Raw genomic sequence first — 15,168 nt, 5'->3', positions numbered from 1 at the left:
CGGTCAATGACCCAAAAGCCGCGGCGCGTCCTTCATGTCACGGATGACTTCAGCCCCGAGCCCGGCCAGGCGCGCGCCGTCATCGTGCGGCGCATAGGCAAGGCACCTCATCCGGGCCCGGATCGCGGCGGTCACACCGTTCGCACTGTCCTCGATGACGACGGGCGACTTCGCACCGAAATGTCGGGCCGCGGTCTGGAACAACCCCGGCTCGGGCTTGGCGCTGCCGACCTCATGGGCCGAGAAGATCGCACCCTGGAACCTGTCCCACAGCCCGTTCTGGCCCAGGGTGATCTGCATCTTCTCGCGACGCCCGTTCGAGGCCACACAGAATGGAGTGCGCTGTTCGTCCAGATGGCGCAGCAACTCGGGGATTCCCGGAATCACGGGAACACCCGCGCGCAGCACATCATAGATCTGCGCATAGATCTGCTCGGTCCAGTCATCGGGCAGGTCAGCGCCCATCTTGCGCGCCGTGTCCCGGACGCCCGACATGGTGCCGCCCACGAACATGGACATGCAGTCTTGCAGCGACAGGTTCAGCCCATACCCGGCCAGGTTGTCGACCATCACTTGATTGGAGATCGTTTCACTGTCGACCAGCACACCGTCGCAATCAAAGATTACCAGATCATGCATGCGTTACGTCCCGCCACATCAGCGAGATATGGGTGTCGCCGTATTTGCGCGCATCGTGCAGCGTGAAGCCTTCGGGCGGGGCCATCGGGGCGTTCTCTTCCCAGACCACCAGCGCGCCCTCGGCCAGCCAGCCGCCCTTCAGCGCCGCCGCCAGCGCCTTTTGCCCCATTTCCTTGCCATAGGGCGGGTCGAGGAAGATCAGGTCGAACGGCGCGCCGGGATTGTCGCCTAGCCGTGTCGCGTCGCGGCGGATCAGGGCGGTGCGGTCGGCGCTGCGGGTCAGGTCGATATTCTTGCGGATCAGACCCTGCGCCACGCGCCCGTCATCGACGAAGGTCACATGCCCGGCTCCACGCGACAGCGCCTCGAGGCCCAGCGCGCCGGTGCCGGCGAACAGGTCCAGCACCCGCAGCCCGCCGAAATCGATCAGGTGGTTCAGCACGTTGAACAGGCTTTCGCGCACCCGGTCGGTGGTGGGGCGCAGATGCGCGCCCGCATCCCCCTTGCCGACCGAGGCCAGCGCCCTGCCCCGGAAATCTCCGGCGATGATCCTCACGCCTTGAGCAGCGGTTTCAGATCCGCTGCGGGGTCGGCCACCACCGCCGGATCCGCGGTTTTCCCTGCGTCGATCAGGCGCTTGCCGACCATATAGGCGCGCGGGTCGTTCATCGCATCCACGGCCAGCAGCTGATCGCCCTGGTAATACCAGAACGAGGTGGTCGCTCCCTCGCCCGGACGGGTTACGACCCGGTCGTAGCCGGTGTTCAGCCCGGCGATCTGCAGCTTCACGTCGTACTGGTCCGACCAGAACCAGGGCGTGGCCACGTAATCCTTGCCCGCGCCCAGCATGTTCTGCGCCAGCACCTCGGCCTGGTCGATGGCATTGGGCACGCTTTCCAACCGGATGCGTCGGCCCTTGTAGGGGAACGAGGCGCAGTCGCCCGCCGCCCAGATATCGGCGGCAGAGGTGCGGCCCTGCACATCGGTTTTGATACCGTTTTCGATGGCAAGCCCGGCCGCTTCGGCCAGTTCGGTGGCCGGAGCGATGCCCACGCCGACCACCACGAAATCGACCTCGAGTTCGGTCCCGTCGCCCAGCACCGCGCCGGTGACCTTGCCATTCTCGCCGGTGATCCGGTCCAGCCCTACGCCTTCGCGGATGTCCACGCCATGCGCGCTGTGCAGTGCGCGGAAATAGTCGCTGGTCTCGGGGGCCGCGACACGCTGCAGGATGCGGTCAGCCATCTCGACCAGCGTCACCTGCACGCCGCGTTTGGCGCAGACCGCCGCGGCCTCGAGCCCGATATAACCGCCGCCCACGATCAGCGCCCGCGCGCCTTGGGTGACGGCGGGGGCCATCGCGTCCACATCGGCCAGCGTGCGCACCACATGCACGGCCGCCAGGTCTCCGCCGATCGCGGCAGGCAGGCGGCGCGGATGCGAGCCGGTGGTCAGGGCAAGCTGGTCGTAGGATATCACCTCACCGCTTATGGTCACGGTCTTGGCCGCCGGGTCGATCGCGCCCACCTGCTGGCCCAGACGCAGGGTGATATCGTTCTCGGCATAGAAACTTTCGGGGCGCAGGTAGAGCCGTTCAAGCTCCATCTCGCCCAGCAGATAGGCCTTGGACAGCGGCGGGCGCTGATAGGGCAGCACGGGTTCCGCCCCGATCAGGGTGATCGCCCCGTCAAACCCGCCTTTGCGCAGCCCGGCCACCAGTGATGACCCCGCCTGCCCGGCTCCGATCACGACGATATGGCTCATCTGGTCCGCCCCCTGTCAATTTCCCGTGGCTTGTGCCACCCGCCCACCTATATTGCGGCAAGGAGCGAGTTTGCAATTTCAATCGACAGGAGCATGAAGATGATTTCAACCGGCGACACCCTGCCCGAAGCAACCCTGATCCAGATGGGCGCTGACGGACCGGAAGAGGTGCGGGTCTCCAGCAAGGTCAAGGGCCGCAAGGTGGTGATCTTTGCCGTGCCCGGCGCGTTCACCCCCACCTGCCACTCGGCCCATGTGCCCAGCTTCATGCGCACCAAGGACCAGTTTGCGGCCAAAGGCGTGGACGAGATCATCTGCGTGTCGGTCAACGACCCCTTCGTGATGAAGGCCTGGGGCGAGGCCACGGGCGCAACTGCGGCCGGACTGACCATGCTGGCCGATCCGGCCTCGGAATTCACCAAGGCGATCGGCATGGATTTCGACGCCCCGCCAGCCGGCCTGATCGCGCGCTCCAAGCGCTATGCGATGCTGGTCGAAGACGGCAAGGTCGTGGCGCTGAACCTGGAGGAAAGCCCCGGCGCCTGCGAGATTTCGGCTGGCGAAGGCTTGCTCGAAGTCATCTGACAGGACGGCCCCGGTGCGCACCGGGGCCATGCCACAGGTCACGTTGGATGAAGGCCAATTAACTTGGCCCGCACCCTCTGAATGTGCCAGTGTTCCTGCATGGGAACCGGGAGCTCATTCATGAAAAGATTTCTAGCAGTCATTACTTTGGGCGGCGCGGGGCTGTTGACCGCGTGCGGGCCTGCGCCAACACCGCAGCAACAGGCTGCGCGCCAGCACGAAATCGCCTGTCTTGGCGGCACCCTGGGCGGCGCGTTGATCGGCGGCGCCATCGGCAACCAGTTCGGCGGTGGGTCGGGCAAAAATATTCTGACCGCAGCCGGTGCCGTGGCCGGCGGGGTCGAAGGCCAGAGATTCGCATGCTGAGGAGCGCCAGGATGAAACACTCGGTTCTACTGATGACGGCCCTGATGATGGCGGCACCTGCCGCCGCAGACAGCGTGGCCGAACTGAATGAGCGCGAATTGAACGCGATCGACGCCAACAACGACGGTTTCCTGTCGCGCGACGAATTCGATGCCTTTTCGGATTACGCCTATCAGGAAATGGACGATGACAAGAACGGCACGCTCGGTCTGGACGAGGCCAAGCCGTTCATGGATCTCAAGATGTTTCAGAAGATTGACCGCAATCGCGACAACTCTATCTCTCGGTCAGAGTATGACTCGCAGATGAATGACGATTTCCTGTCTGCGGACAAAGACCGGAACGGTCAGTTGGATTGAGGCCCGGCGCCCCGGCACGGCTGACCCTGAGACCAACAGGAGCGCAGGCATGAGAGTATTTTATTGGCTTGGCGCGGTCGTTCTGCTGGCAGCGTGCGACGTCCCGCAGGCGCCGGTCGTGACCGGGCCGGACGGGCAAGCGCGCATTCAGATCAATACGGCTGGTCTGACCTGCTATCAGACGCGCTGTCTGGACATCAATCCGGCGGCGCGCAGCGTACGGATGATGGGCAACCGCACCGCCGGGATCCCGCGCGATATCGACGTGAGAGATGGTACCGTGACCCCGGCCGAGTTCCGCCGTCTGGGCGAGGTAGCGATGCTGGCTGGGGGCATGGGGTCGCGGGGCGACCGCGGCTAAAGCAGGCTGTCCATCTTGCGCGCAAGCTTGGCGTCCTGAGACGACAGGCCGCCTACGTCATGAGTGGTCAGCACCACCTCGACCGTGCGGTAGACGTTGGACCATTCGGGATGGTGGTTCCATTTTTCCGCAAAGATCGACACTTTGGTCATCCAGCCGAACGCATCGACAAAATCGTCGAAGATGAAGGTCTTGGTGATCGCGTCACGATCCTTGACCATGGTCCAGCCGTTCTTGAACAGCGGATCCAGCAGCGGGCCACGGGTCTCGGTCGACAGAAGTTCGCTCATTGCTGTTCCTCCGGGTTGGCTTTTCTGAACGGGCCGTAATCCGTCAGAATTTCGATCTCTTCCCCCACCGCGCGGGCCTCGGCCTCGAGATACCGCGCGACGGCGTCCGCAAAGCCGGGATCGGCGATCCAGTGCAGGCTGTGCGTGCGCGTGGGCAGATAACCCCGCGCCAGCTTGTGTTCTCCCTGCGCGCCGGCTTCGACGCGGTCAAGACCATGCGCGATGGCAAAGTCGATCGCCCTATAGTAGCACAGTTCGAAATGCAGGCAGGGGTGATATTCGTTGCAGCCCCAATAGCGCCCGAACAAGGTCTTGCGCCCGATGAAGTTCAGCGCCCCCGCGATCGGGTATCCGCCCCGCTCGGCCAGCACCAGCGCCACGTCATCGGCCATGGTTTCGTGAACGATGTCAAAGAATTGCCGCGTCAGATAGGGCGAGCCCCACTTGCGTGCGCCGGTGTCCTGATAGAACTCCCAGAACGCGTCCCAGTATTCGGGCCGCAGATCGGCGCCGGTCAGGGTGCGGATCTCGCCGTCAAAGGCATTGGCCTGCGCCCGTTCCTTGCGGATGTTCTTTCGCTTGCGCGAGGACAGCGCGGTCAGAAAGGCTTCAAAATCGGCATAGTCGTCGTTCAGCCAGTGAAACTGCTGCGAGTCGCGCGCCAGCAGGCCCATCTGCTGCCCGGCCAGCGCCTCGTCCTGGGTGCAGAAGGTGACGTGCAGCGACGACAGGCGATTGTCGGCGGCCAGTTGCACCGCCCCCTGCACCAGCGCCGACATGGCGATCCCGTCATAGCCGGGCCGTGTCAGAAACCGCCGCCCGGTGGCCGGGGTGAAGGGCACCGCGATCTGCAATTTCGGGTAATACCGCCCGCCCGCGTTTTCATAGGCATGGGCCCAGCTGTGATCGAAGATGTACTCGCCCTGGCTGTGCGACTTGGCATACATCGGCGCGGCCCCGATCAGCAGGCCGTCCAGATAGGCGGTCAGGTATTGCGGCTGCCAGCCGGTGCCCCGCCCGACCGAGCCGCTGTCTTCCAGCGCGCGCAGGAACCGATGCGTGGTGAACGGGTCCAGCGGGCGGGTGCCGTCGGCGGCCTCGGGGCAGGCGCAACTGTCCCATTCGGCCGCCGGGATCTGATCCAGCGCCGACAGAACCCGTATCTCGATCTGTGACTGGTCCATGTGCCCTCCTGCGTCCCCTGAACTATCTGTGACGCCGGCAGCCGGGTTCAACCCGGAATGGCGGCCAGATAGTTCTCGAAGGTCACGTTGTCGGCCACCTTGCGCGCCTCGGCCTCCTGTTCGGCCGAGCGCACCGTCCAGCACAGGATCGGCACACCTTGGGCCTTCAACTCGGCCACGCGAGGGCGGGACAGGTCCTGCACCTCGTGGCTGATGAAGCTAGCGCCAACCCGATCGAAATCGGGGATGTCGCGCAGGTGGTCGCAGACCTCGGCCGGTAGATGCTCGACTTCGGGCTTGTAGGAACAGGTCGTCAATCCACGCGGAATTTCCGGCGCAAGCCGGGCCAGCTCGGCCACCGAGTTGGGGTTGAACGACATCAGCGCGACCGGACCGTCATAGGACTTGAGCAGCGCGACCGCGTCTTGCTCCAGCCGCCCGTCCACAGGCCCCATCGCACCGTGCTGATCCTTGAACTCGATCAGCAACGGCACGCGGCCCGCCACCAGTTGCAGTACTTCCTCAAGCGAAGGGATACCCTCGTCCCCGTGCAGCAGCGGAAGGTCCGCGGCCTCGGCCCGGGTGATCTGCTGGATTGCGCCGGACCGCCCGGTCAGACGCGCCATGTCATAATCGTGGAACACCATGGCATGGCCGTCCGACGTCAGCTGCAGGTCAATCTCGATCCCGTAGCCCGCAGCAATGGCGGCCCGGATGGCCGCCCGGCTGTTTTCCGGGCGGTTCTGGCGAATGTCATGCAGCGCCCGATGCGCGATCGGCGCGCCCATGAACACACGAGGCAGAGGTGGTGTCATTGGATCTCGAAAATCCCTTCGATCTCGACGGCCACGCCCAAAGGCAGCGACGCGGCGCTGACGGCCGAGCGCGAATGGCGGCCCGCATCGCCCAGCGCCTCGACCAGGAAGTCCGATGCGCCGTTGATCACTTGCGGCTGGTCGGTGAAATCGGCGGTCGAGTTCACGAATCCGGTCAGCTTGATCACCCGCACCAGCTTGTCGATGTCACCACCACAGGCCGCCTTGACCTGGGCCAGCAGGTTGATGGCACAGACCCGCGCCGCCGCCGCACCGGCAGCGACATCCATATCGGCGCCCAGCTTGCCGGTGATCAACGCATCGTCCTTCGAGATCTGACCCGACACATAGACGATGTTGCCCACCCGCACGAACGGGACGTAGTTGGCTGCCGGTGCGGGGGCGTCCGGCAAGGTCACGCCCAGGGATTCCAGTTTGGCTGCGATGCTCATGTGATTGTCCTCAATTTCATGTGACTCGGGCGGACGCTAACCGGGAACACCGCCCACGGAAAGCCGGAAACCGGCAGTTTCGCATTTGCCCTCGATTTGGGCAGGTCTCCACTCATGCGGATGTGTTGAATGCAGGCCACTTTACCCGGGTCCGGCGCGCGGGTTAAACGCTAGGAGTTTCCTTTCGGGTGCGAAACGACTATGTGCCGTTGAATTGGTCCGTTGTGCCAACGAGAAAACATATTGATTGAGTGTCCGGCTGGATTACATCCGGACGATCGGGAGTAACCAAGACCGTGTCCAACCGGATCCGTTTCAAGCACATCGTCGCAGTGTCGCTGTTCGCGGTTCTGTCGGCCTGCGCGTCGCAACCCCAGGACGCAGCGGCCCGCGGCGAGGTCTTCGACCCCTACGAAAACGCAAATCGCGGCATTCACAAGTTCAACCTGGGCGTCGACCGGTTCCTGTTCCGCCCGGCCTCGAAGGGCTATGTGAAAATCGTACCCGACCCGATGGTCACCAGCTTCAATAACTTCGCTGAAAACATCTCGTTGCCCGGACAGGCCGTCGACTATCTGCTGCAGGGCAATCTGAAACAATCGGGCAACGCCCTGCTGCGGTTCGTGATCAACTCAACAGTGGGCGGGTTCGGTCTGTCCAAACCGGCGGATGAGTTGAACCTGCCGCCGGTTGATACCGATTTCGGCGAAACGCTTCATGTCTGGGGCTTCGGCGAAGGTGCTTATGTCGAACTGCCGTTCTACGGCCCCTCGACGACCCGGGATGCGGTCGGCGTTGTGGTCAACCTGTTCTCGAACCCGATCAACTTCTCGCCGACGCGACCGGCCGACAACCTGGGCGTCTATGCCGAGGTGGTACGGCGGATGGGCGATCGGGGCAGATTCTCGGACACGGTCGACTCGATTCTCTATGAAAGCGCAGACAGTTACGCTCAGGCCCGCCTGATCTATTTGCAAAACCGCCGGTTCGAACTGGCAAGGGACGATGAGGATGCCTATCTGGGTCTGTATTCCGATCCCTACGCCGATACCGGCACCGACCCGGTCAGGGACCCATACCTTGACCCTTACGAGGACCCATATGAGGACCCCTATGCTGAATAACGCCATGAACCGCCGTACCTTTGCCGCCACCGCCCTGGCCGGGCTGGCCGTGGCTGGCCTTCCGCAGCAGACCCTGGCGTTGACCGAGGCCAGCGCGACACAACTGGTCAACAGCGTCGTTTCCGACATCACGCGCGTGATCGAGTCGGGCAAATCCGAAAGCGCCATGCTGCGCGATTTCGAAAAGATCTTCGTGCAGTATGCCGACGTTCCGATCATGGCGCGCTATGCGCTGGGCGCCGACGCCCGCAGCGCCAGCAATGCGCAGATGCGCGAATTCACCAAGGCTTTCCAAGGGTACATCTCGCGCAAATATGGTCGACGCTTCCGCGAGTTTATCGGGGGTGAGGTCACCGTCAAGAATGCCCGCAAGATCAAGGCCGGCTACGAGGTTCGCAGCAGCGTCAAGCTGCGCGGCGAAGCGCCGTTCGAGGTGACCTTCCTGGTGTCGGACAAGTCGGGTCGCGACAAGTTCTACAACATGTTCATCGAAGGCGTGAACCTGCTGCTGACAGAGCGGACCGAGATCGGCGCCATGCTGGATGCGCGCAAGGGCAACCTGGATCAGTTGATCAATGACCTGAAAAAGACCGGCTGAACCAACCGGTCAGAGTAGTGATGACGCCGCGCAGGATCCCTGCGCGGCGTTTTTCGTGGCTCAGTTCAGGCGTTCGCCTGTCGCTTTCGCAAAATAGGACACTTTGCTCATATCAAAGGCCAGGTTCAGCATCTGACCGGCCCTGGCGCTGGTCTCGGCATGCAGGCGCGCGGTGACCTGTTTGCCGCCCAGTTCCGACACGACGTAGGTATCGGCACCGGCCGGTTCGACCATATCGACCAGGCAGGCGGCCTCTTGCACACCGGCACCAGCGCGGAACCCGGATTCAGCGATGTCCTCGGGGCGCAGGCCCAGGATCACCTCTTCGGGCAGGTCCAGATCGCGCGTATCCGTCAGCACGATCGGGTCAGCCCCATCCCGCGCAATGGCAACCTGCGTGCCGGTCCCGTTGCGCTGGACCCGCGCCGGGATCAGGTTCATCGCCGGCGAGCCCATGAAATCGGCCACGAACAGGTTGGCGGGGCGATTGTAGATCTCGGCCGGGGTGCCGATCTGCTGCACCACGCCGCCCTTCAGCACCACGATCTTGGTGGCCAGGGTCATCGCTTCGATCTGGTCATGGGTCACATAGACGATCGAGGCATCCAGCGTCTGATGCAGCTTTTTGATCTCGGTCCGCATCTCGACCCGCAGCTTGGCATCCAGGTTCGACAGCGGCTCGTCGAACAGGAACAGCTTGGGGTCGCGCACCAGCGCCCGGCCCATTGCCACACGCTGACGCTGGCCACCCGACAATTGGCTGGGGCGGCGGTTCAGCAACGGCTCGATCTGCAGAAGCGCGGCGACCTCTTTCAGCTTGGCGTCCTGTGTCGTCTGATCGACCCCGCGCACCTTCATGCCAAAGGTGATGTTCTTGGCCACCGACATGGTCGGGTACAGGGCGTAGGACTGGAACACCATCGCGATGTCGCGGTCTTTGGGGCTGACATGGGTCATGTCCTTGCCTCCGATCGACAGCGTCCCGCCCGAGATCGGCTCGAGCCCGGCGATGCAGTTCAGCAGGGTCGACTTGCCACAGCCCGAAGGGCCGACCAGCACCAGGAAGTCGCCCGGTTCGATCGAGATGTTGATGTCCTTCAGAATCTCGGTTGCGCCGTAATTCTTGTACAGGTTTTTGATATCGAGGATGGGAGCCATGGGTTATCCCTTCACGGAACCGGCGGTCAGGCCGCGGATGAAATACTTACCGGCAACGACATAGACGAGCAGCGTCGGCAGCCCCGCGATGATCGCGGCGGCCATGTCGACGTTGTACTCTTTGACGCCGGTGGTTGAGTTGACGATGTTGTTGAGCGCCACGGTCACGGGCTGTGTGCCCGCCTGGCTGAACGAAACGCCGAACAGAAAGTCATTCCAGATCTGGGTGAACTGCCAAATCACGGTCACCACGATGATGGGCAGCGACAGCGGCAGGAAGATCGACCAGAAGATCCGAAAGAACCCGGCACCATCCACCCGCGCCGCTTTGGTCAGCTCGGCCGGGATGGTGACGTAGTAGTTGCGGAAGAACAGCGTGGTGAAGCCCAGCCCATAGATCACGTGGACGAAGATCAGGCCCGGAATGGTTCCGGCAATCCCCATCAGGCCCAACAGACGCGCCATCGGCAGCAGGACCACCTGGAATGGGATGAAGCAACCGAACAGCATCAGGGAAAAGATGATGTTGGCCCCTTTGAAACGCCACTGTGCGACGACAAATCCGTTCAACGCCCCCAGAAGGGTTGAGATTGCCACGGCAGGGACCGCAATCAGGACCGAGTTCCAGAAATAGGGCCGCAGGCCTTCGCACTGGATACCGGTGCAGGCGCCTGACCAGGCGGTTTTCCAGGCATCCAGACTCACCTCGCGCGGCAGCGAGATCAGCGATCCCGTACGAATCTCCTCGAGGCTTTTGAGCGATGTGGTCAACATCACGAAAAGCGGCATCAGGTAGTAGAGCGCAAAAAGACCAAGCAGGACATACAGCAACCAACGCAGGGCAATCTTGCCCGTGGCGCTCTGGCTGCGGGTTCGGGTTTGGGGCATCGACAGATCAGTCATTTTTCGCCCTCAGTTCTGAGTAGAGGTAAGGAACCACGATGGCAAAGACGACCAGCATCATGATCATCGCGGACGCCGCCGCCTGGCCGATATCGCCGCGCGAAAACGCCATCGCGTACATGTATGTTGCGGGCAAATCGGTTGCGTAACCCGGACCACCGCCTGTCAGGGCAATGACAAGGTCAAAGCTCTTAATCGCAAGGTGCGCCAACACGATGAAGGCCGACAGGAAGATCGGAGCCATCGACGGAATGATGATTGCCGTATAGATCCGCCAAATGGGGATGCCATCGACCTGCGCGGCCTTGATGATCTCACCATCCACCGAGCGCAGTCCGGCCAGGAACAGCGCCATGACAAAACCCGAGCTCTGCCATATCGCGGCGATGACGATCGTGTAGATCGCGTAGTCCGGGTTCACCAGCCAGTCGAACTTGAAATTCGGAAAGCCCCAGCCCTGGACCATGGCCTCGATACCCAGACCCGGGTTCAGGATCCACTTCCACGCGGTGCCGGTCACGATCATCGACAGCGCCATCGGGTAGAGATAGATCGTACGGATCGCGCCTTCGACGCGGATCTTCTGATCCAGCAGGATCGCCAGCAGCAGGCCCAGCACCATCGCGATCACGATGAACAGCGCGCCAAAGACGTAAAGGTTGTTGATCGCCGTGTCCCAGCGGGGCGAGTCAAACAGGCGGTCATATTGGATGAAGCCCTTGATCTCGTATTTCGGCAGCAGTTTCGATCGGGTCAGCGACACCCAGGCGGTCCATCCGATAAATCCGTAGACAAAGATCAATACGGCGATGAACGACGGTGCCAGCACCACCTTTGGAAGGTGGTTTTCCAGCCATTCGGACATTTTTTCCTCCGGGGAAAGATGCTCTGCCCCGCAGTATAGGGGGCAGAGCGTGTTGGATCAGTAGCTGTTTGCCACCGCGTCCGCCAGTTGCTGAACTGCGTCAGCCGAGGACATATCCGAGTTGAAATGCGCGGTCACGACGTCGGTGATCGCACCAGCCTGCGCACCGCGCAGCGCCATGCCATGCGCGTAGGACGGCAGCAGCGAGCCATTGGCGGACGAAGCGCCCATGTCTTCGGCCGAGATCTTGGCGCAGATGTCGAACTTGTCCAGTGCGACGTCGGTCCGCGCCGGAATCGAACCCTTGTTCAGGTTGAACACTTCCTGGAACTTGGGGGCCACGATCAGCTTGGCGAGCAGCTCCTGACCGGCGCGCTTGTCGTCGCCGTCCACGTCGAACATGGCAAAGCTGTCGACGTTGTACAGATAGCCGTCACCGGGGGTCGAGGCACACAGGAAGTCTTCGCCGGGGACTTTGCCGGCGGCCAGGAATTCGCCCTTCGCCCAGTCACCCATGATCTGGAAGGCGGCCTCACCGTTCATGACCATGGCGGTGGCCAGGTTCCAGTCGCGGCCCGAGAAGTTCTCATCAACGAACCCGCGCAGGGTGCGCATCTGGTCAAAAATCTGAACCATCGTGTCCGAGGTCAGAGTCTCGGGGTCCAGATCGACAAAGGCCTTCTTGAAGAACTCGGGTCCACCGATGCCCAGCGCAACTGCTTCGAAGACGGTTGCGTCTTGCCAGGCCTGACCACCGTGGGCCAGCGGGATGATACCTGCGGCCTGCAGCTTCTCGGCAGCGGCGTTGAACTCTTCCCAGGTGGTCGGCATCTCGATGTCATTGGCGGCCAGGATGTCGGCATTTGCCCAGATCCAGTCGATACGGTGCACGTTGACCGGTGCGGCACACCAGGTGCCTTCGCACTGCATGTGCGCCGCGATCGAGGCGGGCAGGACTTCGGCCCAGCCCTCGGCCTCGGCAACGTTCGAAATGTCCGCCAGAACACCCTCTTCGTACCATTCCTGGATCGCCGGGCCTTTCAGCTGAACGGCGGTCGGCGCGTTGCCGGCCAGAACGCGGGCGCGCAGCGCGGTCATCGCCGCGTCTCCGCCGCCGCCTGCAACGGGCATATCCGTCCAGGTGCCGCCATTGGCCGCGAACTCTTCCTGCAGAACGGCGACCGACTTGGCCTCGCCGCCCGACGTCCACCAGTGAAGAACTTCGGCCTGCGGTTCGGCCATCACCGACGTGCCAGCCAGAACGGCCAGCGACGACGCCGTGGCGAGTGCGAAACGTTTCATGTTTGGTATCCTCCCAGATCCTTGTTTGCTGCCGCGGGGCAGCGATGCGGGACATTACCGGCAGCCGCTTGCCGTCTGGCAATGACAAATTTCCCATGTATCCGGCGCGGGCTGCAAATTTTCCCGCCTTTTGTTACAGCGTGTTACGTTGACCTTGAATCTGTTGCAGTCCGTTACAATTGAGGGCAGCGTCGAGGGGGAAATCGGGGAGGAACAGCGTGAGCATTCCACGTCTGCTGGTTGTGGATGACGATCCGGAAATCCGGTCGATGTTGACCCAGTTCTTTCACCAGAACGGGTTCATTGCCCTGCCAGCGGCCACCGAGCGCGAGGTGCAGGCACACCTGAAGTCAGGCCGCATCGACCTGATCCTTCTGGACGTGATGCTGGGTGACGAGAACGGGGTCGAGATCTGCGCCCGGCTGCGCCGCGAGCAGGACGTGCCGATCATCTTCGTGTCGGCCCTTTCTGCCGATCATCAGCGCATGGCCGGGTACGAGGTGGGCGCCGACGACTACATCGCCAAGCCGTTCAACCCGCAACTGCTGCTGGCGCGTGTGCGCGCGGTGATGCAGCGCGCGCGGCGCACGCCATCGCTGGCCTATCGCCGGCGGATCCGCACGTTCCGCTTTGGCGGATGGGTCTATGACGGCAAACGCGACGAGGTGCATGCCCCGGACGGGTACCAGGTGTCGCTGTCGCAGCGCGAAACCGCGTTGCTCAAGGTGCTGCTGGCCAACCCGCACATTCCGCTGACCCGCGACGAGATCGCCGCCGCGCTGGACGTGACCGGCACCGGTGACAAGCCCGAAGCGCAGGGTCGGGCCATCGACGTTCTGGTGGGGCGGCTGCGCTCCAAAATCGAGGCCAACCCCAAAGATCCGCAGATGCTGCGCACGGCCCGCGGTGTCGGCTATGTCTTCGCCTGCGAGGTCACCGTGGAACAGGAGGCATGACCCTGCGCCTGCGGGATCTGGGTTGGGCCTGGAGCCTGGGTGCGTTTGCTGCCGGGCTGCTGGCGGCAGGACTGTGGTTTTCATCCGTTCGCAACTGGGACGCCTATCTGACCCGGGCCTATGTTGCCGGGTTCTCGGTCTACGAAGATCTGCGCACAGGTCGCGCCTCGCATCCCGACGTGTTGATCACGCCACTGCCGCCCGAGGCCGCAAGTCTGGCCGATGCGGGTGAATTCGAGCAGTTGCCCGACCTTGCAGGACGCCGGTTTCTGACCAACCTGTCCATTCTGACCGACAGCTCCGCGCCGCTCAGCGGGCGGAACCTGACGCTTGCGGTCTTGTCCGACCGGCTGGTCTATCCGGTATCCGACATCGTGTCAGGCAGCGACCAGACCGAGCCGCAGAAGATGGGCAACCTGACACGCCTGCTGGCTACCTATTGCAGCGAACCCATTCTGGTGGCCCGGTTCGGTCAGGGCGCCTGGCAGAAGATCGACGGTACGCAGGTCTGGGGGTGCGATGCGGCCCCGACCGACCTGCGCCTGCCCGCGATCTTTCTGGCCGTCTTGGCACTTGCGATCATTCTGACATCGGTCGGCAATGTGACAGACAGCTTTTCGCGGTTCTCCCAGTCGCTGCGTGACCGCCGGCGCAGCGGGGGTCCGGACAGCTACGACATGTCCGGGCCGGCCGAACTGCGCGACATCGTATCGGCGGTCAATACGCACCTGGAGGACGAACGCGCACAGCTGGAAAAGCGTGCCACGGTCCTGTCCGGCGTCAGCCACGACCTTGGGACGCCAGCGGCCCGCGTGCGTCTGCGCGCGGCGCTGATTCCGGACGCCGAATTGCGAGAGAAGCTGGAGTCCGATGTCGACCAGATGACGGGCATGATCGAAAGCGTGTTGACCTACACCCGCTCGGAACTGAGCATCGAGGACCCGCGCCAAATCTCCCTCACCTCACTGGTCGAGTCGCTGGTTGCCGACTATCAGGACATGGATCTGCCTGTGACCCTGAAACAGGTCGCCCCGGTCGAGGTGGAGGGCGCGGCGTCGCTCTTCATGTCGCGGCGCGGGCATGGCTCGCTTCCGGAAACCCGCCGCATCCTTGTCATGGCGCGACCGATCTCATTGAAACGGGCGTTGACGAACCTGATCGACAACGCGCTGAAATACGGGCGCCACGCAACGGTTGAACTGGAAACCGACGCGGAAACCGCCACGATTGTCGTCGAAGACAAGGGAACCAACTTGTCCGTCTCGGACATCGAAGCGCTGATGGCCCCGTTCCGGCGCGGTTCGAACATCGGGTCGTCCGACGGGTTCGGGCTGGGCCTGACAATCGTTGCAACCGTGGCAGAGCAGCATGGCGGCTCGCTGCGCTTTGAAGCGGGTGATCAGGGTCTGCGGGCACGGCTGCAAATCCGGCGCTGAGACCGTCCACA

The 15,168-nt window shown here is 63.0% G+C and carries 19 protein-coding genes; 8 read left to right on the top strand and 11 right to left on the bottom strand.

The window, feature by feature from the left end:
* Nucleotides 1-3: 3 nt before the first annotated feature.
* Genes ACR0IR_RS12240 through ACR0IR_RS12230 form a run of 3 tightly spaced genes read right to left on the bottom strand, consistent with a single transcriptional unit; the run spans nt 4 to nt 2,403 of the window.
* Nucleotides 4-639 (bottom strand): HAD family hydrolase, encoded by a 636-nt coding sequence (locus tag ACR0IR_RS12240; protein ID WP_170364114.1) that lies wholly within the window; start codon nt 637-639, stop codon nt 4-6.
* The gene (gene rsmD / locus ACR0IR_RS12235) at nt 632-1,195 is read right to left on the bottom strand and encodes a 16S rRNA (guanine(966)-N(2))-methyltransferase RsmD (RefSeq protein ID WP_170364113.1); all 564 of its coding nucleotides are present in this window, start codon (nt 1,193-1,195) and stop codon (nt 632-634) included. The genes ACR0IR_RS12240 and rsmD overlap by 8 nt, the downstream gene beginning before the upstream one ends.
* A complete protein-coding gene (locus ACR0IR_RS12230) occupies nt 1,192-2,403 on the bottom strand; it encodes an NAD(P)/FAD-dependent oxidoreductase (RefSeq protein WP_170364112.1) in 1,212 nt (403 codons plus the stop codon). Before ACR0IR_RS12230 ends, rsmD begins: the two co-directional genes overlap by 4 nt.
* Nucleotides 2,404-2,502: 99 nt before the next feature.
* On the opposite strand from ACR0IR_RS12230, the gene ACR0IR_RS12225 reads away from it, so the two are divergent.
* From ACR0IR_RS12225 to ACR0IR_RS12210, 4 genes are all read left to right on the top strand, one after another.
* Complete coding sequence (locus ACR0IR_RS12225) at nt 2,503-2,988, top strand: peroxiredoxin (RefSeq protein WP_170360950.1); 486 nt, start codon at nt 2,503-2,505, stop codon at nt 2,986-2,988.
* A gap of 120 nt (nt 2,989-3,108) precedes the next feature.
* Complete coding sequence (locus ACR0IR_RS12220; RefSeq protein ID WP_170364111.1) at nt 3,109-3,354, top strand: glycine zipper 2TM domain-containing protein; 246 nt, start codon at nt 3,109-3,111, stop codon at nt 3,352-3,354.
* An 11-nt stretch (nt 3,355-3,365) separates the two neighbouring features.
* Nucleotides 3,366-3,713: an EF-hand domain-containing protein gene (locus ACR0IR_RS12215; protein WP_170364110.1), complete on the top strand. Its 348-nt coding sequence runs from the start codon at nt 3,366-3,368 to the stop codon at nt 3,711-3,713.
* Between the two features lie 49 nt (nt 3,714-3,762).
* Nucleotides 3,763-4,074, top strand: a complete 312-nt coding sequence (locus ACR0IR_RS12210; RefSeq protein WP_170364109.1) for a hypothetical protein — start codon at nt 3,763-3,765, stop codon at nt 4,072-4,074.
* Here ACR0IR_RS12210 and ACR0IR_RS12205 read toward each other — a convergent pair.
* From ACR0IR_RS12205 to ACR0IR_RS12190, 4 genes are read right to left on the bottom strand one after another with little or no spacing between them, the layout of a single operon-like run.
* The gene (locus tag ACR0IR_RS12205) at nt 4,071-4,364 is read right to left on the bottom strand and encodes a 4a-hydroxytetrahydrobiopterin dehydratase (protein ID WP_170341049.1); all 294 of its coding nucleotides are present in this window, start codon (nt 4,362-4,364) and stop codon (nt 4,071-4,073) included. The genes ACR0IR_RS12210 and ACR0IR_RS12205 overlap by 4 nt on opposite strands.
* Nucleotides 4,361-5,548 (bottom strand): GNAT family N-acetyltransferase, encoded by a 1,188-nt coding sequence (locus ACR0IR_RS12200; RefSeq protein WP_170364108.1) that lies wholly within the window; start codon nt 5,546-5,548, stop codon nt 4,361-4,363. The genes ACR0IR_RS12205 and ACR0IR_RS12200 overlap by 4 nt, the downstream gene beginning before the upstream one ends.
* Nucleotides 5,549-5,595: 47 nt before the next feature.
* Nucleotides 5,596-6,363 carry a glycerophosphodiester phosphodiesterase family protein gene (locus ACR0IR_RS12195; RefSeq protein WP_170364107.1) on the bottom strand — a complete coding sequence of 256 codons (768 nt, stop codon included), beginning with the start codon at nt 6,361-6,363 and terminating at the stop codon, nt 5,596-5,598.
* Nucleotides 6,360-6,815: a RidA family protein gene (locus ACR0IR_RS12190; RefSeq protein ID WP_005980179.1), complete on the bottom strand. Its 456-nt coding sequence runs from the start codon at nt 6,813-6,815 to the stop codon at nt 6,360-6,362. Before ACR0IR_RS12190 ends, ACR0IR_RS12195 begins: the two co-directional genes overlap by 4 nt.
* 296 nt (nt 6,816-7,111) lie before the next feature.
* Here ACR0IR_RS12190 and ACR0IR_RS12185 point away from each other — a divergent pair, with 296 nt between their 5' ends.
* Entirely contained in the window at nt 7,112-7,939 is an 828-nt protein-coding gene (locus ACR0IR_RS12185; protein ID WP_170341043.1) for an MlaA family lipoprotein, read from the top strand.
* Nucleotides 7,929-8,537, top strand: a complete 609-nt coding sequence (locus tag ACR0IR_RS12180) for an MlaC/ttg2D family ABC transporter substrate-binding protein (RefSeq protein WP_170364106.1) — start codon at nt 7,929-7,931, stop codon at nt 8,535-8,537. The genes ACR0IR_RS12185 and ACR0IR_RS12180 overlap by 11 nt, the downstream gene beginning before the upstream one ends.
* Before the next feature lie 60 nt (nt 8,538-8,597).
* Here the strand turns inward: ACR0IR_RS12180 and ACR0IR_RS12175 are convergent, their stop codons facing one another.
* The 4 genes from ACR0IR_RS12175 to ACR0IR_RS12160 are packed head-to-tail and all read right to left on the bottom strand — an operon-like array spanning nt 8,598 to nt 12,765.
* A complete protein-coding gene (locus ACR0IR_RS12175) occupies nt 8,598-9,695 on the bottom strand; it encodes an ABC transporter ATP-binding protein (RefSeq protein ID WP_170364105.1) in 1,098 nt (365 codons plus the stop codon).
* 3 nt (nt 9,696-9,698) lie between these two features.
* A complete protein-coding gene (locus tag ACR0IR_RS12170; RefSeq protein ID WP_093964103.1) occupies nt 9,699-10,598 on the bottom strand; it encodes a carbohydrate ABC transporter permease in 900 nt (299 codons plus the stop codon).
* Entirely contained in the window at nt 10,591-11,463 is an 873-nt protein-coding gene (locus ACR0IR_RS12165) for a carbohydrate ABC transporter permease (RefSeq protein WP_170364104.1), read from the bottom strand. The genes ACR0IR_RS12170 and ACR0IR_RS12165 overlap by 8 nt, the downstream gene beginning before the upstream one ends.
* 57 nt (nt 11,464-11,520) lie before the next feature.
* A complete protein-coding gene (locus tag ACR0IR_RS12160; RefSeq protein ID WP_170364103.1) occupies nt 11,521-12,765 on the bottom strand; it encodes an ABC transporter substrate-binding protein in 1,245 nt (414 codons plus the stop codon).
* Nucleotides 12,766-12,983: 218 nt separating this feature from the next.
* Here ACR0IR_RS12160 and ACR0IR_RS12155 point away from each other — a divergent pair, with 218 nt between their 5' ends.
* Together ACR0IR_RS12155 and ACR0IR_RS12150 are read left to right on the top strand one after the other, a co-directional pair.
* Nucleotides 12,984-13,721: a response regulator transcription factor gene (locus tag ACR0IR_RS12155; RefSeq protein WP_170360520.1), complete on the top strand. Its 738-nt coding sequence runs from the start codon at nt 12,984-12,986 to the stop codon at nt 13,719-13,721.
* On the top strand, nt 13,718-15,157 hold the full coding sequence (locus tag ACR0IR_RS12150; protein ID WP_170364102.1) for a sensor histidine kinase: 1,440 nt from the start codon (nt 13,718-13,720) through the stop codon (nt 15,155-15,157). The genes ACR0IR_RS12155 and ACR0IR_RS12150 overlap by 4 nt, the downstream gene beginning before the upstream one ends.
* Nucleotides 15,158-15,168: the final 11 nt, after the last annotated feature.

This window comes from Ruegeria sp. CF2 (assembly GCF_056537385.1).
This window is presented reverse-complemented; position numbering and strand designations above follow the sequence as displayed.